The organism is Geothrix sp. 21YS21S-2 (genome assembly GCF_030846775.1).
In the GTDB taxonomy this organism is placed as follows: domain Bacteria; phylum Acidobacteriota; class Holophagae; order Holophagales; family Holophagaceae; genus Mesoterricola.
Genome location: NZ_CP132910.1, coordinates 316,710 through 334,916 on the forward strand (window position 1 = coordinate 316,710; position 18,207 = coordinate 334,916).

The window sequence follows — 18,207 nt, forward strand, 5'->3', positions numbered from 1 at the left end:
ATATGAGAATACCAATCATTGTTTGCGCACTGGTCCTCACGGCCTGCGGACCGAACATCCCCAAGAAGCCCGCGGGCGTCCCGGCGGAGGCCTTCTGGGCCGGGGACGACAAGGGCGGGGCCTTCGTGGCCATCGGCGTGCCGGACCACGAGGGCTGGCAGGTGAAGATCCACGACCCGCAGACGGGTGCCGTGCTGGCCCAGGGCCTCTTCGTCATCCGGCGCGGCGCCGCGCGGCCGGCCTTCCACCAGGAGGACTTCGCCGGCTGGGACGGCCGGGCCGTGCACCTCACGGACGGCGGCGTCCTGGAACCCAAGAAGCCCTGATGCCGTACACCCGCGAGGAGCTGGACTGGATGGAAGCCGAATGGGCCTTTCATCTCCACGGGCGGCAGGCGTTCATGAGCCGGGAGGATTTCCTTCAGCTGCAGGCGTGGGATGGGGAGGGCATCGCCGCCGACGCCGTGGTGGGGGCCATGGAGGCGTACTTCGAGCGCCGGGCCCGGCGGGCCAAGCCCCGCACCTGGGTGGCCCTGTCCCACCTGGCCAAGGACGTGGCCCGGGCCGTCAAGCTGCGGGCCGCCCTGGGCAAGGTGGAGGCCGAGGACCTGACCGGCTGGGAGGCCGTCAAGGAGCCCCTGCGGTCGGATCCCCGGGCCCGGGCCGCCTTCGAGGCCTGGAAGCGGTTCCAGGCCGCGGCCCCGCCCCCGGATTCCCCCGGGTTCCTGGACCACTACGACCAGGCCCGCAGGCTCCACAAGGAGCTGCTGGCCCTGGCCGAGGCGGCCCTGGGGGGCCGGGCGGAACCGCTCAAGGAAGCGCTCATGGCCCGCCTGGCCGAGTCGAAACTGCAGGAGGGGACCCTGGTGTGGAAGCGCGCCTGGGATCATCATTGGGGCCGCGCGGTATGCGACGCCTGGGGGATGGAGTGAGCGCCGACTGGCTTCGGGAACTTGAGAAACCCACCACGGCCTTCTTCGAGGCCTTCGCCCAGCGCGCCGCGGGCGCCCAGGGCCCCCGCAACGCCACCCGGGACGCCGTCCAGAACCTCACTCCGCTCGTGGACTGGGCGGCCTACCTCCCCCACATCCCCCACGGCCTGCTGGGGCTGGGGGCGGCCTTCCGCCTGAAGCCGCTGCTGGCCGAGGCGAGCTTCCTGCGGATCCTCTCCACCCAGCTCCACGCCTTCGCGGTGGAGGCCCGGGGCAGGGGCCTGGAGGCCCTGGGCTCGGGTTCCTGGGCGAACCTGGACATGGCCATTTCCACCCACCGGCCCTCCATCGCCTGGGGCGAGGCCATGGGCATCGAGGAGGTGGGCCCCGCGGACTTCCAGCGCCTGGAGAGCCGGGTGGAGCGGGACATGGCCAACGTGGGCCACAAGGCGGTCATGGCCCGGGACCTGGGGGAGCTCTTCCTGGCCCTGGAGTCGCCCCGGGCCGGGGGACGCGTGCTGCTGGCCCTGGCGGCCTTCCTTTGCGCGTCCGAGCCGTTCGACACCTTCTGGAACCAGCGCGCCGCCCGGCGCCTGGAAGGGGTTCCGCCCGTGCCCCACCGGGCGCCGGAGGCCGAACCGGCCGCCCACACCGCCGCCGCCCGGGAGATCTGCGATTCGGGCCTGGTGGATCTGCTGGATTCCTTCTCCCTGCGGGTGCGGGCCGGGGCCGGCAGCGGGGACCTCCTGGCCCCCCTGGTGCTGGCCGCCTCGGAAAAGCAGCTGGACGCACGGCGGGACCTGGAGGGCAAGACCTCCTGGAACTTCGTGTACCTCGCCCATCTGGCCAAGCGCAGCCTCGGCGCCGGTCCCCTGGCCCCCGAGACCTGGGTGCAGGGCGCGGCCCTCGTCAACCTGTTCCCCACCGACGAGGAGGAGGACCGCCCCCGGGCCGTCCCGCCCCGCGTCCCGGCCCCGGACCCCGCCTCGGGCCTCCTGGAGGCCATCCTGGACGCCGAGCCCCAGCAGGCCATGTACCACGCGGCCGAGCTGCTGGCCCAGGGTAACGAGGGCGCCGTGCTGGGCATCCTGGCCGAGGCGGCCTCCACCAACGACCCCGCGTTCAACCACAGCCACCAGGTGCTGGCCGTGGCCGCCGCGGCGGACCTTGCCGGCCATCTGCCCGGCCGGGTGCGGTGGGCCATGCTGACGGCCCTGGCCAAATCCTTGGCGAACGGCCAGGGAAGCACGGATCTGGGACGCCTCGCGGACAAGGCCCTTGACTTGATTAATAATTAATTAATATTATCCGGAACCGGACGGCAGGTCCGGCCCGGAGTCTTCATGACCATGCCCATCCTGGCCCTGGCCCTCCTCCTGGGATTCGAGCCGGAACCCGCGGATCCGGGCCCCATCTGGGAGGCCGCGGGCCGGGACCCCTACCTCCTGGGGAAACGGGGCTTCCCGAAGGTGTCCCGGGCCGTAGGGCACGCGGTGGCCGAGTTCCACGCCGCCGTGCGCCAGCGGCGGATCGATCCTTCCCGGGACGAGTTCTTCTCGTACGTCTACACCTTCCAGCCTCCGGGGGGCGGCCGGCGGCTCTTTTTCCACTCCCAGTGGTGGCAGGCCATGTACGAGAAGACCGAGGCCGGCAGCATGCGCCACCGGGTCGGGCGGCCCTATGCGGAAAACGGCAGCGTGCGGGTCTACACCTTCATCCACACCCATCCCACCGGGCTGGGCGGCAGCGAGGGACCCTCCCGGGTGGACGTGGCCACGGCATCCCGGTACCGGCGTCCCGACGGCAGCTTCCGCTACCTGTATCTCATCAACAACCGGGGCACCCTCGTGCGGTTCAAGGCCCGCAGGGACATCGATCCCCACAACGCCGCCGCGCTGGCGAGGATGCCCGTGCGGCCCCGCGCGGGGGTGGACTGGGTGGACTGATCACTGGTACCCCACGTCCCGCAGCATGGCCTTGAGCGCCGCCGCGGACGCCTGAAGCCCGGCCTTCTCCTCCGGGTCGAGGGGCAGTGGCAGGATCTCCCGGATGCCGTCCCGGCCGACGATGGCCGGCAGGCTGAGGCAGACGTCCTCCACGCCGTGCATGTTCTCGATGAAGGAGGACACGCACAGCAGGCGGTTCTCGTCGTCGGCCACGGCCCGGATGATCCGGGCGACGCTCATGGAGATGGCGTAGAAGGTGGCGCCCTTGCGCTTGATGACCTCCTGCCCGGCCTGCACCACGTCCGCGCTGATGCGCGCGCGGTCCTCCGCCGAAAGCCGCGGGTGCTCGGGGGAGGGATAGGCGGAGAGGGGAAGGGGCCCGATGCTGGCCGCGCTCCAGAACGGCACGGCCGAGTCCCCGTGCTCCCCGATGACCATGGCGTGCAGGTTCCGGGGACTGACCTTGAAGTGGCTGCTCAGCAGGAACTTGAACCGCGAGGAATCCAGCACGGTCCCCGACCCGAAGATCCGCGCCCGGTCGATGCCCATGCGCTTGTAGCAGACGTACGTGAGGATATCCATCGGGTTCGTCACGACCAGCAGCAGGGACCGGCCGTTGTAGTGCTTCATCACCCCGCCGATGATGGCCTCGGTGATCCGGATGTTGCCCTTGGCCAGGTCCAGCCGGGATTCCCCGGGCTTGCGGCCCCGGCCCGCCGCGTGGACGATGAGGTCCGCGTCCGCGAGGCCCTCGTAGCCCTCGGCCCGCAGGTTCACCTGCTCGGAGACGGCGCCCCCGTGGGCGATGTCGAGAACCTCGCCGTACGCCTTGTCGGTGTTCAGGTCAATGAGGCTCACATCGGAGGCGATGCCCTGGGTGGCCAGGGTGTAGGCGATGGTGGCGCCGACGTTCCCTGCGCCGATGATCGCAATTTTCATGGTGACCCCCAGGTCCATCATGGCAGCGGGGCCCCGCGCTTTCAAACGTGGCGCGACGGCGCCGGCACCCTCCGCGCGGCGGACTGCTACCCTTGGGAATGGCCGAATTGAAATGCTTCCATCTCCTTGCCCTTTCGGCGTGCCTGACCACGGCGGCCGCCCAGGAGCCCTTCGCCGCCTTCCCCCCGCTCCCCCGGGGCGTCGGCCCCATCAGCGTCGTGGACAGCCAGGGCCGCTACGTGGGCCGGATCCTGCCCCAGAAGCGCTACTGGGTCACCCTCGACCGGATCCCCTGGTTCCTGCAGAAGGCGCTGCTGGCGGTGGAGGACGCGCGGTTCTACGAGCACGGCGGCATCGACGTGCGCAGCATCGCGCGGGCCTTCGTGAAGGACGTGGCCAAGGGGAGGGCCGCCGAAGGGGGTTCCACCATCACCCAGCAGCTCATCAAGAACAAGTTCCTCACCGCCGAGCCGACCCTGGACCGCAAGGTCAAGGAGGCCCGCATGGCCATGGACTTCGAGACGAAGTACACCAAGAACCAGATCCTGGAGATGTACTTCAACGAGATCTACTACGGCAACGGCGCCCAGGGCCTCGCCCAGGCCTCCCGCCTCTACTTCGGCAAGAGCCCCGAGGAGCTCAGCGAGGGCGAGTGCGTCACCCTCGCCGGCGTGCCCAAGAACCCCGGCAAGTACAACCCCCTCGGCAAGGTCGAGGACATCGCGATGCGGCGGGAGGTGGTCCTCAAGCGCATGGAGGAGCTGAAGGTGATCTCGGCCCAGCAGAGGGCGGCCCTGCGCTCCCAGTGGGGCGCGGTGCAGGGGCCCGGCAAGGCCCCCCACTACCTGGCCCAGATCCGCGCCGCGCTGGTGCGGCTGTACGGGGCGGACGCGGTGGAGCTGGGCGGGCTGGACATCACGGCGCCACTGGACCTGGACCTCCAGAAGGCCGCGGAGGACGCGCTGAAGGCAGGGGTCCGGCGCGTGTCGCCGGACCTGCAGGGGGCCCTGGTGTGCCAGGATCCGGCCACGGGCGACGTGCTCGCGGCCGTGGGGGGCCTGGACGGCGGCCAGAACTCCCTCAACCGCGCCTTCAATTCCATGCGCCAGCCCGGGTCGGCCATCAAGCCCCTGATCTACGCCGCGGCCCTGGAGGAGGGTCTCACGGCGTCCAGCATCTGGAGCGACGAGCCCGTGGCCTACGACCGGGGCGGGGGCGCCACGTGGAAGCCCCTGAACTACGGCCGGGAGCGCCTGGGGGACATCTCCCTGCGCGAGGCCCTGGCCCACTCCAGCAACGTCGTCACGGTGAAGGTGCTCGAGCAGGTTGGGGTCCCCGATTTCGTGGACTTCGCCGGGCGCATGGGGCTGCCCCTCAGGGCCCAGAACGGGCTGAGCCTGGCCCTGGGCACGGACGAGGTGACCCTCAAGGACCTGGTGCAGGCCTACACGCCCCTGGCGGCGGCCGGGGTCCGGGCCGAGGCCCGCGTGATCACCCGCATCCATGACCGCAGGCGCGACGCCTGGACCGAGTTCCCCCCGGCGCTGACCCCGGTGCTCTCCCCCGAGGCCGCCTTCGTCACCACCAGCATGCTGCGCGACGTGCTGACCTACGGCACCGCCAAGTCGCTCGCGGCCTTCAGCCGGGAGCACCCGTCCGCGGGCAAGACCGGCACCACCGACAACTACCAGGACGCGTGGTTCGTGGGCTACACCCCCGGCGTGATCACCGGCGTCTGGGTGGGCTACGACCGGCCGCGGACCCTGGGCCGCGGGTTCACGGGCGGGGCCGTCGCGGCCCCCATCTGGGCGAAGTTCATGGCCAGGGCCCTGGAGCCCAGGCCCGTCGTGGACTTCCCGAGGCCCGACGACATCGTCACCGCCACCGTCGACCCCGCCACCGGGTACCTGGCGACGGAGGCCTGCCCGAAGAAGGTGGACGAGGTCTACCTCCCGGGCACGGAGCCCGACCGGCCCTGTCCCCTCCATGCGCCTGCTCCGGAAAGCCCGAGCCAGGTCCCTGAACAACCTTGAATCCTTGGCGAGAGTAAACAATCCTTCGGTTTCCTGGGCCTCTCAGGCTTCCAGGCGAACGCCCTGGGTGCGCATGAGCGCCACGGCGATGAGGAAGGCGATGAGGTCCGCCACCGGCTCGGCGATCCAGACCCCGTCCAGGCCGAAATGCGCCGGGAGGATCATGAGGAACGGGATCAGGAAGATCACCTGCCGGGAGAAGGCGAGGAACAGGGAGATGCGGGCCCGGCCGATGGACTGGAAGAAGCTGGAGGTCACCATCTGGAAGCCCACGAAGGGGAAGACGATGAAGGTCAGGCGCAGGCCACGGACGGCCATCGCGGTCAGGCGGGGATCCCGGGTGAAGGTGCCGGCCACGGCCTGGGGCGCGAGCTCGCACAGCAGGAAGCCCAGGGTCGTGACCCCGGTGGCCAGGACCACGGCCCAACGGAAAACCTCGCGCACCCGACCGAAGCGGCGGGCTCCGAAATTGAATCCCGCGATGGGCTGCATGCCCATGTTCACGCCGATGACGATCATGACGAAGAGGCTCGTCATGGCGTTGATGATGCCGAAGGCCCCGATGGCGTAGTCGCCGCCGTAGCGCTCCAGCCGGATGTTGACCAGGAGGATGACGATGCTCGAGCAGAAGAGCATCACGAAACTGGACATGCCGATGGCGAAGATGTCGCGGATGACCGCCGGCCGGGGCCGGAGGCGGGCCAGGGCGAAGCGCAGGGGGCTCGGGCCGGAGGTGAAGTGGCTGAAGGAGACCCCTGTGCCGGCGATCTGCGCGGCCACCGTGGCCAGGGCGGCGCCCCGGATCCCCCAGCCGAATCCGAAGATGAACAGGGGCGCCAGGACCAGGTTCACGCCCACGGTCAGCAGCGTGGTGGCCATGGCCCGGCGGGGGTGCCCGGAGGCCCGCATGATGCCGTTCAGCCCCAGGTAGAGGTGCTGGAACACGTTGCCCAGGAGGATGATCCGCATGAATTGCCGGGCGAAGGGCAGGGTCTCCGGGCTGGCGCCCATGGTGGCCAGGACGCGGTCCAGGAAGACCAGGCCGAGCACGGTGAAGCAGAGTCCAAGCAGCAGGTTCAGGAAGATGGCGTTGCCCAGGACGGCGTCCGCTTCGAGGCGGCGTCCTTCGCCCAGGCGGATGGACACCAGCGCCGCCGCGCCCACGCCCACCATGGCGCCGAAGGCCGCCGCCAGGTTCATGAGGGGGAACGTGAGGGCCAGGCCGGAGATGGCCATGGGGCCCACGCCGTGGCCGATGAAGACGCGGTCGATGATGTTGTACAGCGAGGCCGCCGCGGTGGCGACGATGGCCGGGACGGCGTACCGCACCAGCAGGGCGAGGACGGGGCCCTGGCCGAGATCGACGTGGGCCTGGGCGGGCTCCAGGCCAGGTTCAGGGGTGGTCGTCAATGGCGAGGTCCCTGGGTCCGGTCCTAGACCGGCATCTCCAGGTTCATGCTCTCCATTGCAGCCCAGATGAGCGGGATGTCGTTGGCCATCAGGATCAGGTCGTGCTTGGCGCCGCCGAGGTCCATGACGTGGTGGGGCAGGACCGCGTCCTTGTGGAAGCCCAGCTTCTCGAAGGTCCTGCGGGCGCCCAGCTGGTCCGCGACCACCTGCACGATGATCTTCTCGATGCCCAGGTCGGTGGCGAGCTTGACCAGGGTGGAGACCAGGGTGGTGCCCAGCCCCTTGCGCCGGTAGTCGGCGTGGCAGGCGATGCGGATCTCCCCCACGTGGCGGGTCCAGCCGTGGAAGGTGCGGTAGAGGGTCCCCTCGCCGACGATGGCCGCGCCGCTCCGGGCGACGAGGGAGATCACCTCCCCGGTCTCCAGGCGGTGGCGGAAGCGCCGGGACCACTCCAGGGTGGTGACGTCATCCTTGAGCACCAGGCGGTCCTCGGCCGGGAGGCCCCGGTAGAAGATGTGGAGATCGTCCATATCACCTGGTTTCAAGGGTTGGACTTCTACGACCGCGCCGTCCCGCAGGGCGACGTTCTGGGGAAAGGACTCGGGGCCCACGGTCAGGCCCCCCAGCCGATGCTTAGCTGTTCGTTGCCCATATCCGGCTTCTCCCATGATGTATGAATTGAATATGTCATATTAAGAGCAGAAGTTCCCTTGTCCACAAGATTCGCATCCGGAAAGCGGCAGCACCGCCAGACCCCCCCGGGCGGTTTCCCGGTATTCCTCGGGAATCCGGCGTCCCACCTTGCCCATGGTCTCGATGACGGCGTCGGCGGCGAACACGCTCTCCATGCCGGCCAGGGCCATCTCCGCGCAGGCGGCGGCGTTCACCGCCCCCATGGCGTTGCGCTTGACGCAGGGCACCTCCACCAGGCCCTTCACGGGGTCGCAGATGAGGCCCATGACGTTGGCCAGGGCGAAGGCCACCGCGTGGTCCACCTGGACCGGGGTGCCCCCCATCAGCTCCACCAGGGCGCCGGCGGCCATGGCCGAGGCCGAGCCCACCTCGGCCTGGCAGCCCCCCTCGGCCCCGCTCAGGGAGGCCAGCTTCTCGATGACCAGGCCGATCCCGCCGGCCGTGAAGAAGGCCCTGACCAGCGCCTCGTCCCCGCAGCCCTTCTCCTCCGCCACCCGGAACAGCGCCGCCGGGAGCACGCCGCAGGCCCCCGCCGTGGGGGAGGCCACGATCCGGCCCATGCAGGCGTTCACCTCGGCCACGGAGAGGGCGGCCGCCACGAGGCGGGAGAAGGCCGGGCCCAGAAGGGACCCCCCGCCCTCGATCCACCGGTCCATGCGGGCCGCATCGCCGCGGATGAGTCCGCTCCGGGAATGCTGGGGCTTCGCCAGGCCCCGGGCCACGGCCTGGCGCATGACGTTCATGCGGTCCAGCATGAGGGCCTCCAGGACCTCGGGGCGCTTCCCGCTCTGGCGGGCCTCCCCGTCCAGGAAGACCCGGGACAGCGCGACGCCCCGTTCCTCGGCCTCGGCCCGGTAGGATGCCAGGGTGCCTTGGGCGTGGGTCATTCAGCCTCCGAACCCAAGGCGGGGGACGAACCGCACCTGGTCCATGTGGGGAAGGTGCCGCAGCGCGTTGAGGACGCCGGCGGTGGGGGTGTGGTCCAGTTCCACCGCCATGAGCGCCTGGCCCCCGCGGGAGGTCCGGTGGGCCTTGAGGGTCGCGATGTTCATGCCGGCATTGGAGAGGATCGTGGTGACCATCGCCACGGCGCCGGCCCGGTCCGGGTAGGCCAGGAGGACGGTGGGGTACACCCCGTCCAGGTCGACCTGGAACCCGTCGATGTCGAACACGCGGATGCGCCCGCCCCCCACGGAGCTGGCCGACACGGTCAGTTCCGTGCCGCCCGAGGCCAGCTGGAGGCGCACCGAGTTGGGGTGCACGTCGCCCAGGTCCACGTCCTCGAACCTGAAGTCCAGGCCCCGCTCCAGGGCGATCTCCCGGGCGGCGGGAATCCCCTCGTCGTCGGGATCCATGCCCAGGAGGCCCGCGAGCAGCGCCAGGGGCGTGCCGTGGCCCTCCCCGGTGGCGGCGAAGGAGCCGTGGAGCCCGAGGACGGCCGAGGCCGGCTCCTCCCCCAGGAGCTTGCGGGCGAAGGCCCCGATGCGCACGGCGCCTGCCGTGTGGGAACTGCTGGGACCCACCATGACGGGGCCGATGATGTCGAAGATGCCCAAGGTTCCGGTCTCCAGGCGTGAACCTACGAATGTACCGTACGTCGCCGGGAATGGGCGCTGCGACTGCATCGCAATGGGTTGCGACCCTCCGGGCCAGCCCGGACCCACGGTCCTTGACACGGGCGCATCGGTAATAAATATTTAATGGTCCGCTTTCCAGGCCGCGAATCGCCCGGAACGCGGCCCAAGGAGACCCGCCATGCATTTCCCCATGAAACTTCAACACCTTGGGCTGGTGGCCGGCCTCGCCCTGGCGGCCGGATCGTATGCCCACGCGGCCTGGGAGCCCCTGGGCCAGGAGATCGCCAACCGGTCCGGGTCCGAATGGATCGTCCGGTTCACCCCCACAGGGCCCGGGGCGCCCTTCGGGGCCGCCGTCACGCAGGACCATGCCGAGGGCGCGGTCGCCGAAGGCAGGGGGGAGATCCGGCTCCTGCCCCATTCGGTGATGCGGCTCTACGTGGATTCCGCCCGGATCGGCCACGGGGACGTGAGCGGGACGTTCAGCCTCGAGCACGGCGCCAAATCCAGGGAGCGCGTCATCTTTAACCTGGAGGTGGCCCGCCTTCCCCGGCTCGCCCGGTTCAGCGGGGGCTTCCGGGAGGACTTCAGCCGGTCCCCCCGGGCCGACCTGGTGATCATGGCCCCGCATGCCATCTCCATCCTGGATGGGGGCCCCCTGGCGGAAGAGGCCAAGGAGGAGAAGGCCCCGTCCGGGACCGCCGGGGACCTCGCGCCCCTCGCGGAAAAGGACGTGCAGGCCGGGGTGTCCAACCCCTTCCACTTCTACCGGGTTCCCCGGATCCGCAAGGACCTGGTCTACCACACGAGCAGCCATGAGGCCTTCGGGGCCCTCCACCTGAAGGGCAACCTCATGCCCACGGAAATGCTTGCGGACTACTTCTTCAATACCCTCTTCGTCTACAATCTCCGGGCCTTCACCGGATACGACCCCGGCGTCAACTACGACCAGTGTCCGGCCCTTGCGCGGCCCTACTTCGACAAGGTGGTGGAGGGCTGGGTGGCGAGCCTCTGCACGCCCGGCGGCGTGAAGGTGGTGACCCCCCCGAAACCGGGAGGGGACTTCCGGGAATTCATCGCCTGGAAGGACGCCGTCGAAAGCGCCCAGGTGGCCCTCATGCGCAACCGGGCCTTCGTCTTCCTGGGAACGGCCTACCTGCGCCAGAAGATCGTCACGGAGAAGCTCGCCACGGCCATGGTCCGGATGGACAAGGGCCGGAAGGACGAGGCCCTCGCCGCCGCCATGAAGCGCGACAAGCTCACCGGTGAGTTTCAGCTGTTGATCTACCACTGGATGCATCAGGCCCTGGGCGAATTCGTGGTCCGCTACCTGGCCGCGCCCGCGACCGGCAGGGCCGAGGTGCCGGCCTTCCTGGAGACCTGGCGCCCCGGTTTCCTGGCCTCGCCCCGCTATGCGGCGATCCTGGCCGCCGCCTACCCGAACTCCGACCCGGAGGACGTGGCGGAAGGGATCGCGCTGCCGCCCGAATAGGGAAGGGGCGGACGAACGCGGACACGTGCCACCCCCTGCCTCGCCCGGCCCGGGTCGAGGCGGAGGCGTCCGGTCAGGGAGGGGGAACCTCCTTCGCTTCCGAACCACAGATCCTGTCGTGACGGGACCGGAAGGGGCCCGGACGCCAGGAGGATCCCCTTGAAAATCAAACTGCCTCTAGAGCACCCGCGTCTCGGCCCGCAGCGGCGGCAGTTCCGCGCCGCCGGGATAGTGCACGTGTTCCAGGAAGAGCCCGGCGGAAGGCGCCGCGGCGGCGCCCCAGAACAGGTTCGCCTCGGGGGTCGGGGCCGCCAGGTCGCGGACGATGCGCTCCACCCGCTCCTTGCCCAGGGCGCAGAGGACCGAGGCCCCCACCATGCGCCGCACCTGCTTGTGCAGGAAATGGCCCGCGGTCACCCGCAGCAGCACCAGGGCGCCGTCCTGGGCGAAGTCCATCGCGTGGATCTGGCAGCGGGGATCCTCGCCCTTCACCAGGTCGGCGAAGGCGCTCATGTCCTGGTTGCCCTGGAAGGCCAGCCAGGCCTCCTGGAGCCTCTGGGGGTCCAGGGGGGCCTTCACCCACCAGACGTAGGGCTTGGCGAAGGCGGTGCGGCGCAGGCTGAGTTGGTACAGGTAGGTGCGGGCGGTGGCTTCGTGGCGGGCATGGAATCCGGCGGGGCAGGGGTTCACGGCGCGCACGGCCACGTCCCCGGGCAGGCCCTCGTCCAGGATGCGCTGGAGTTCCCAGAACTTGGGGTTCGTCCCCGAAAGGTGCAGGTGCGCCACCTGCCCCAGGGCGTGCACGCCCGCGTCGGTGCGGCCCGAGCCGCCCAGGCTGGATACGGTGAGCCCGGCCTCCTGCAGCACGCGCTCCAGGGTTCCGGCCACGGTGCGCACGCCCTGCGCGGTCTGCTTGGGGCCCTGCTTCTGCCAGCCCTGGAAGCGGGAGCCGTCGTATTCCACCAGCAGCCGGTAGCCGCCCGTCCTCGGCGCCAGGCCCTTGGGCGGCCTCATGCCGGGAAGACCTTGTTCACTTCCCGCAGAAAGTGGTCGGGGTCGTGGAGGGGCTTGGAGAGGTAGTGCTCGGCGCCCGTCTCCGCCAGGAACCGCTCCCGGTCGCCGGTCATGGCGTGGGCGGTGGCCAGGATGACGGGGACCCCCTTGGTGGCCGGGTCGGCCTTCAGCAGGCGGGTGATGTAGATGCCGTCGACCTTCTGGCCCAGGTGGATGGAGCGGGAGAGGCTGATGTCCATGATGACGGCCGACACGTCCCCGGCGGCGACGATGGCCAGGATCTCGTCCACGTCCTCGGAGACCACCACGTCGAAGCCGCCCTTGCGGACCAGCACGACCTTCATGAACTTCACGTTGATGGGGTCGTCCTCGACGATCAGGATCTTCTTGCTCATTGGAACCTCAGGGGCCAGTTTATACCGTTTCCGCGGGGCGGAGTCCCTTGAGGAGATCCAGGACGCCGTCGGGCACGTTCAGGGAGCCGGTGCCCACGCCCAGGTACTGCCCCGGCTTGTGGCCGCCGTGGTAGTCGCTGCCGCCGCTGGGCACCATTTCCAGGAGCCGCGCCAGCTCGAGGAAGTACTGGTGCTCCGCGGGGCCGTAGTCGGGATAGTGGGCCTCGAGGCCCTGGATGCCCTGGGCCTTCAGCTCCGCCATGGCCGCCTCCCAGCGGAAGCTCCGGTGGCTGAACCGGCCGGGGTGGGCCACCACGGACACCCCTCCGGCCTGGCGGATCCAGGTGGCGGCGTCCTCCGGGGTGAGCTCCCGCAGGGGCACGAAGGCCGGGCCGTCATCGCCGATGAAGCGGCGGAAGGCGTCCTGGGGGCTGCCCGCGGCGCCATGCTTGACCAGGGCCCGGGCGAAGTGGGTGCGGGAGATCGCGTCGGTGGGGGCCAGGGCCGCCACCTCCTCCCAGGTGATGGCCACGCCCATGTCCTGGAGCCGCGCCACCATGCGCCGGTTGCGGTCCACCCGCCGCTCCCGCATGTCCTCGATGCGCGCCCGGAACCGGTCATTGCCGGGGTCGACGAACAGGCCCAGCACGTGCAGCACGCGCCCCAGGTACCGGCAGCTCAGCTCGATGCCCGGCACCAGCTCGGCGTCGGTGCGGTCCTGGCAGGCCAGGAACCGCCCCAGGCCCTCCAGGGTGTCGTGGTCGGTGAGCGCCAGGGCCTTCAGGCCCGCGCAGTCCGCGAGGGCCGCCAGGACCTCGGGGGTGTCCGTGCCGTCCGAGAAGATGGAATGGCTGTGGAGGTCGATCACGGAGCGGCTCCTGCGTTGGCGCGGTAGATGGCGGCCAGCATGATGGCCACCGCCTGGAAGAGCTCCGGGGGGACGACCTGGTCCATCTGCAGGGGCTCGAGGGCGGCCAGCAGGTCCGGGTCCCGCTCCACGGGGATGCCGTGCTGCCGGGCCAGGGCCACGATGCGGTCGGCCAGGAGACCCTCGCCCTTGGCCACCAGGCGCGGGGCCAGGTCCTTGAAGGGGGCCTCGGGGGCGTAGCGCAGGGCGACGGCGCTGGAGCGGGGCGGGGTTCGTGCCATGTTCCAGCCTAACATCCCGGCCCTAAACAGGACCGGAACCTGGGAGGCCCAGGTTCCGGTCCGGGTGGAATCTTGCGGCCTACTGGATGAGGCTGGATTCCGTCTCGTCGTCCTCGAGTTCCTCCATGGCCAGCCGGCGGAAGATCTTGACGTCGGCCAGGGACATGAAGCTGATGTAGGCGAACCCGCTGAAGAAGAGCCAGAGGAAGGGCACCGAGGCCCACTTCCGGATGTAGACGGCCACGACGACAGCGCCGAAGTAGTAGAAGGCGAAGGCCAGCTCCAGGAACGTGACGAGGCTCTTGGGCACCTTGTAGGCCCTGGCGGTGGAGGCGGTGGCGCCGTTGCCCTTCTCGTCCACGCCGAGCTTGGGCGTGCGCTTGAATTCGATGTCGTCGGTGAAGAAGCCTTCCAGGACGGCCTTGGACTGGTTGAGGCAGAGCCCGATGCCCAGGCTCATGAGGCCGGGGACGTATTTGAGGCGGCTGGTCCAGTTCCTGTTGTTGTAGACCTCCCGCTGGGACAGGCCGAAGTAGAGGCCCACGCTCACGGCGTTGAGGAGGAAGAAGGGGCCGTCGGTGAGCAGCAGGGTCAGGGGGGGCGTGCCGGCGCGGAAATACATGCTGGGCACCATGATCACGGCCAGGATGACCATGAGCATGTAGTTGCAGTTGGCGGTGAGGTGGAACCAGCACTCGGCCTTGGTGTGCAGGCTCTCCTTGCTGAACAGGATGGTCTTCATGAGCTTGCGGATGACCTGGGCGTTGCCCTTGGCCCAGCGGTGCTGCTGGCTCTTGAAGGCGTTCACTTCCACGGGCAGCTCGGCGGGGACGACCATGTCCTTGAGGTAGACGCCGCGCCAGCCCTTGAGCTGGGCCCGGTAGGACAGGTCGGCGTCCTCGGTGATGGTGTCGTGCTCCCAGCCCCCGGCATCGGCGATGGCGCTCACGCGCCACATGCCGGCGGTGCCGGAGAAGTTGAAGAAGGCCTTGGAACGGTGGCGGGCGGTGTGCTCGAAGACGAAATGCCCGTCGAGCAGGATGGCCTGGACCTGGGTGAGCAGCGAGAAGTCGCGGTTCAGGTGGTCCCAGCAGCCCTGCACGAAGGCGATGTTGTCGTCGGCGAAGTGGGGCACGCCCTGGCGGAGGAAGTCCACGGTGGGCAGGAAGTCGGCGTCGAACATGGCCACGAACTCGCCCTTGGCGGTCTTGAGGCCGTTGTCCAGGGCGCCGGCCTTGTACCCGGTGCGGTCGGTGCGGTGGATGTAGGAGATGTCCCAGCCGAGGTTGCGGTACTTCTCGCACACGGCCTGGGCCACCTTGACGGTGTCGTCCGTGGAGTCGTCCAGCATCTGGATCTCGAGCTTCTCCTTGGGCCAGTCCATTCTCACGACATGGTCCATGAGGCGCTCTACCACATTGATTTCATTGAAAATGGCCAGCTGCACGGTGACCATGGGCTCGAAGTCCCGGCCGCCCTTGGGCTGCGGGGGATTGCTCTTGTGCCGGAAGTACAGAAGGAGCATCCAGAGCCGATGAGCACCATAGATGCTCAGGATGCTGAGGATCGTGAAGTAGGTGACGAGCACCACCGTCTTGAGGACGTCCATCGTTCTGCTCTCCAAGCGTGCTTGCCCTTCAGGCGAGCGTTACTATATCCTCCAAGCTTGTCAGGAATCCTTCGTTTTTCCACATGTTTTTCACCCTTTTTTCGTCACAACCATGCAACATTAAACGAGAAGGCTGGGCATATCCGCATGGAAGAAGCCGGGAATTTCCCCAAGAACATCGGTCGATACGAGATAAAGGGGCTCCTCGGGGCCGGAGCCATGGGGTCCGTCTATCTCGCCGAGGATCCCCGCATCAAGCGCAAGCTGGCGGTGAAGGTGGTCCGGCTCAACGCCATCAACAGCGAGCAGGAGCGCAAGGAGTTCCTGGCGCGGTTCCAGCGCGAGGCCGAGGTCTCCGGCGTCCTGAACGACCCGGGCATCGTCACCATCTACGACGTGGGCGACAGCGAGATCGGTCCCTACCTGGCCATGGAGTTCGTCCCGGGCAGGCCCCTGGACGACCTGATCAAGGAGGGCGGCAACCTCACCCTCAAGGAGAAGCTGGTCATAGCCGCCGGCATCGCCACCGCGCTGGACCACGCCCACGACAAGGGGATCGTCCACCGGGACGTCAAGCCCGGCAACGTCATGATCACGCAGGACCGCAGGCCCAAGCTGATGGATTTCGGCATCGCCAAGCGCGAGGACGCCTCCCTCACCCAGACCGGCACCTTCCTGGGCACGCCCAGCTACGCCAGCCCGGAGCAGATCCGCGAGGGCATCGCCCTGGCCGCCTCCGACCTGTTCAGCCTTGCCGTGCTCACCTTTGAACTTCTCAGTGGAAGCCTCCCCTTCCCAGGTACTTCCATCAACACCATCCTGTACCGGATCGTCAACGAGCCCCCCGTCGAGATCAAGCCCCCCGTGGAGGGGCTCCTGCCCGACGCCTGGCAGCGGATCTTCGCCAAGGCCCTCGCCAAGGACCCCGCGGACCGCCACCCCACGTGCTCGGCCTTCGTGAAGGACCTCCTGGACGGCGCCAAGGACCTGGGCCGCACGGATCGCATGCAGCTCCTGGGCAACCTGAGGTCCGAGCACGTGGGGGGCACCCATCACGGCCACCACGTGGAGGAACCCGCCCCGGAGATCCGGTCCATGTCCGGCCCCGCGCGGGGCGGGGGAGGCCGGGGCGCGCTGTACGGCACCGTGGCGGCGCTGGTGATCGCCGCCGGCGCCGGCGGGGTCCTCCTCTTCCGCGGCGGGTCCGCCCCGGTGCTGCTGGACACCGTGCCCCCCGGGGCCCGGGCCCTCAAGGGCGGCCAGGAGGTGGGCACCACCCCGCTGCCCCTGGCCCTGAAGGCCGGGGAGGTGCTCCGGTTCGAGAAGAAGGGCTTCAAGCCCCTGGACTTCCGCTTCCAGGGCGGGTCCGCGCCCCCCAGGCTGACGCTGGAGGCCGTGAAGTCCCTGGAGACCATCCGCACCTTCCCCGACGGGGCCACGGTGGTGCTGGATTCCGTCAAGCTCGACGGCGTCACCCCCCTGGAGGTCAAGGACTGGGACCAGTCCGTGAAGCACGACCTGACCTGCACCCGGGGAGACCTGCTGGTGGCCACCCGGTTCAACGAGGGGGAGACCCCCGGGACCCAGGTGTTCACCCTCGTCACCGCCTCCCAGACCCGGGCGGGCGCCGAACCCAGGGCCGTGGACGTCCACGCCCCCGGCACCCTGAAGTTCACCGCGCCCTATTCCGTCCGCGTGAAGCTGGACGGCAGGGACGCCGGCGAAGTGCGGGAGGGCGGCACGCTGAGCGCCCCCCCCGGCAGCCACCGGCTCGAGGTGGCCAATCCCAGGGTCTTCCTGCGGGAGACCCTGACGGTGACCGTGGCCCCGGGCCAGGCGGCGGCGGTGCCGCTGCCGGGCCTCTGCAGCCTCACCGTCAACACCTTCCCCAATTCCGGGACGGTGGTGGTGGACGGGATCGCCACCCAGGTGGAGAGCGACGGCAACACGCCCATCCAGATGGTCAAGGGCCGCCACGCCGTGAACGTGCACGGGCGCGCGGGTGCCGCCCAGCCCGTGGACCTCGCCGGAGATTTCAAGTTGAATATGCGCTTCTGAGTGATAGCGTCTTTGGATGCCCATGCTTGACGAAGCCTCCCACCTGACAGCGCCCGAACAGGAAACTCCAGCCCCCCGGGGTCCGTGGTCCTTCCTCCGCGCCGCCCTGGCCGGGGGCGGCGGCCGCTGGGGACTCCAGCTCCTGGGGGGCTGGCTCTGCTTCCATGGGCTCACCAGCACCCTCTGGGCCGTCCACCTCAAGGCCCTCGCCGGGTGGAGCGCCCTGCCTTCCTACTGGGGCGAGCTGGTCACCGTGCGGGATCTCTGGGACCTGGGGGCCAACGGCGGCCTCAAGGACCACTGGACCGGGCCCTGGGCCCCGCTGGCGGCCCTGGGGGCCATGGTGTGGTTCCTCTGGGCGGGCTGGAAGGTCCAGGCCCGGGCCGCGGGCGTTCCCGCGAGGCTCGGCGCCTGGCTCTGGGGCTTCGCCGACGCCCTCCTGCTCGCGGCCCTGCCGCTGGCGGTCCTGGGCACCGCCCTTCTCTGGATCCTCTCGTCCCTGGCGGGCACGGGCATCCAGGGCCTCGGCTGGCTGAACTGGGTGGGCGGGGTCCTGCTCCGGCTCTCGCTCGTCTCGGTGTTATTCCTCCAGGCCTGGCTCTGCCGCCTGGGCCGGGCCGGCGCCCCCGGCTGGAACCTGGGCGGCTCCCGGGCCCTGGGACGCCACCTCCGCGCGAGCTTCCTGCGGCTCTGGAGCCATCCCGTCCAGTGGACGGCCCTGGTGGCCGGCGGGGTGGTGGTCCGGGCCGGCCTGCCGTTCCTGGTGCTCCTCCTGGGCTGGCGCCTGGGGGGGGGCACGCCCCTGCGGGTGGTGTCCCTCCTGGGCCTCCAGGCCCTGGCCGTCCTGGCCAACGCCTGGCTCATCGGGTGGTTCCTCAGGCTCACGGCCCTGTTCTGGAGGAACGACTCGGCCGTCGAGGCTGTCATCATGGACCTGGAAGCCCAGGCTTCCGGAAAGTGA

General features: G+C 69.6%; 18 protein-coding genes. 8 read left to right on the top strand and 10 right to left on the bottom strand.

Features of this window, described 5'->3' with window-relative positions:
* Positions 1-2 precede the first annotated feature (2 nt).
* The 4 genes from RAH40_RS01450 to RAH40_RS01465 are packed head-to-tail and all read left to right on the top strand — an operon-like array spanning position 3 to position 2,877.
* Positions 3-326 (top strand): hypothetical protein, encoded by a 324-nt coding sequence (locus RAH40_RS01450; protein WP_306600270.1) that lies wholly within the window; start codon positions 3-5, stop codon positions 324-326.
* On the top strand, positions 326-931 hold the full coding sequence (locus RAH40_RS01455; RefSeq protein ID WP_306600271.1) for a hypothetical protein: 606 nt from the start codon (positions 326-328) through the stop codon (positions 929-931). Before RAH40_RS01450 ends, RAH40_RS01455 begins: the two co-directional genes overlap by 1 nt.
* On the top strand, positions 928-2,229 hold the full coding sequence (locus RAH40_RS01460; RefSeq protein ID WP_306600272.1) for a hypothetical protein: 1,302 nt from the start codon (positions 928-930) through the stop codon (positions 2,227-2,229). The genes RAH40_RS01455 and RAH40_RS01460 overlap by 4 nt, the downstream gene beginning before the upstream one ends.
* A 45-nt stretch (positions 2,230-2,274) precedes the next feature.
* Positions 2,275-2,877, top strand: a complete 603-nt coding sequence (locus RAH40_RS01465; RefSeq protein ID WP_306600273.1) for a hypothetical protein — start codon at positions 2,275-2,277, stop codon at positions 2,875-2,877.
* Here the strand turns inward: RAH40_RS01465 and RAH40_RS01470 are convergent, their stop codons facing one another.
* Positions 2,878-3,816 (bottom strand): L-lactate dehydrogenase, encoded by a 939-nt coding sequence (locus RAH40_RS01470; protein ID WP_306600274.1) that lies wholly within the window; start codon positions 3,814-3,816, stop codon positions 2,878-2,880.
* Positions 3,817-3,923: 107 nt separating this feature from the next.
* Between RAH40_RS01470 and RAH40_RS01475 the strand changes: the two genes are divergently transcribed.
* Complete coding sequence (locus RAH40_RS01475) at positions 3,924-5,849, top strand: transglycosylase domain-containing protein (RefSeq protein ID WP_306600275.1); 1,926 nt, start codon at positions 3,924-3,926, stop codon at positions 5,847-5,849.
* Between the two features lie 42 nt (positions 5,850-5,891).
* Here the strand turns inward: RAH40_RS01475 and RAH40_RS01480 are convergent, their stop codons facing one another.
* From RAH40_RS01480 to sdaAB, 4 genes are read right to left on the bottom strand one after another with little or no spacing between them, the layout of a single operon-like run.
* On the bottom strand, positions 5,892-7,259 hold the full coding sequence (locus tag RAH40_RS01480) for an MATE family efflux transporter (protein WP_306600276.1): 1,368 nt from the start codon (positions 7,257-7,259) through the stop codon (positions 5,892-5,894).
* A 23-nt stretch (positions 7,260-7,282) separates the two neighbouring features.
* On the bottom strand, positions 7,283-7,927 hold the full coding sequence (locus RAH40_RS01485) for a GNAT family N-acetyltransferase (RefSeq protein WP_306600277.1): 645 nt from the start codon (positions 7,925-7,927) through the stop codon (positions 7,283-7,285).
* A 24-nt stretch (positions 7,928-7,951) separates the two neighbouring features.
* Positions 7,952-8,839 carry an L-serine ammonia-lyase, iron-sulfur-dependent, subunit alpha gene (gene sdaAA, locus RAH40_RS01490; RefSeq protein WP_306600278.1) on the bottom strand — a complete coding sequence of 296 codons (888 nt, stop codon included), beginning with the start codon at positions 8,837-8,839 and terminating at the stop codon, positions 7,952-7,954.
* Complete coding sequence (sdaAB, locus tag RAH40_RS01495; protein ID WP_306600279.1) at positions 8,840-9,508, bottom strand: L-serine ammonia-lyase, iron-sulfur-dependent subunit beta; 669 nt, start codon at positions 9,506-9,508, stop codon at positions 8,840-8,842.
* A 199-nt stretch (positions 9,509-9,707) separates the two neighbouring features.
* On the opposite strand from sdaAB, the gene RAH40_RS01500 reads away from it, so the two are divergent.
* Complete coding sequence (locus tag RAH40_RS01500) at positions 9,708-11,021, top strand: hypothetical protein (protein ID WP_306600280.1); 1,314 nt, start codon at positions 9,708-9,710, stop codon at positions 11,019-11,021.
* Between the two features lie 177 nt (positions 11,022-11,198).
* On the opposite strand, the gene RAH40_RS01505 is transcribed toward RAH40_RS01500, so the two are convergent.
* The 5 genes from RAH40_RS01505 to RAH40_RS01525 form a co-directional block, all read right to left on the bottom strand.
* Positions 11,199-12,035 (bottom strand): tRNA pseudouridine(38-40) synthase TruA, encoded by an 837-nt coding sequence (locus RAH40_RS01505; RefSeq protein WP_306600281.1) that lies wholly within the window; start codon positions 12,033-12,035, stop codon positions 11,199-11,201.
* Positions 12,032-12,430, bottom strand: coding sequence for a response regulator (locus RAH40_RS01510; protein WP_306600282.1), 399 nt, complete (start codon positions 12,428-12,430; stop codon positions 12,032-12,034). The genes RAH40_RS01505 and RAH40_RS01510 overlap by 4 nt, the downstream gene beginning before the upstream one ends.
* A gap of 19 nt (positions 12,431-12,449) precedes the next feature.
* Positions 12,450-13,298 carry a PHP domain-containing protein gene (locus RAH40_RS01515; protein WP_306600283.1) on the bottom strand — a complete coding sequence of 283 codons (849 nt, stop codon included), beginning with the start codon at positions 13,296-13,298 and terminating at the stop codon, positions 12,450-12,452.
* Entirely contained in the window at positions 13,295-13,579 is a 285-nt protein-coding gene (locus RAH40_RS01520) for an EscU/YscU/HrcU family type III secretion system export apparatus switch protein (protein WP_306600284.1), read from the bottom strand. The genes RAH40_RS01515 and RAH40_RS01520 overlap by 4 nt, the downstream gene beginning before the upstream one ends.
* 79 nt (positions 13,580-13,658) lie before the next feature.
* Positions 13,659-15,188 (bottom strand): glycosyltransferase family 2 protein, encoded by a 1,530-nt coding sequence (locus RAH40_RS01525; protein WP_306600285.1) that lies wholly within the window; start codon positions 15,186-15,188, stop codon positions 13,659-13,661.
* Between the two features lie 147 nt (positions 15,189-15,335).
* Between RAH40_RS01525 and RAH40_RS01530 the strand changes: the two genes are divergently transcribed.
* Entirely contained in the window at positions 15,336-17,246 is a 1,911-nt protein-coding gene (locus RAH40_RS01530; RefSeq protein ID WP_306600286.1) for a serine/threonine-protein kinase, read from the top strand.
* 22 nt (positions 17,247-17,268) lie between these two features.
* The gene (locus RAH40_RS01535) at positions 17,269-18,207 is read left to right on the top strand and encodes a hypothetical protein (RefSeq protein ID WP_306600287.1); all 939 of its coding nucleotides are present in this window, start codon (positions 17,269-17,271) and stop codon (positions 18,205-18,207) included.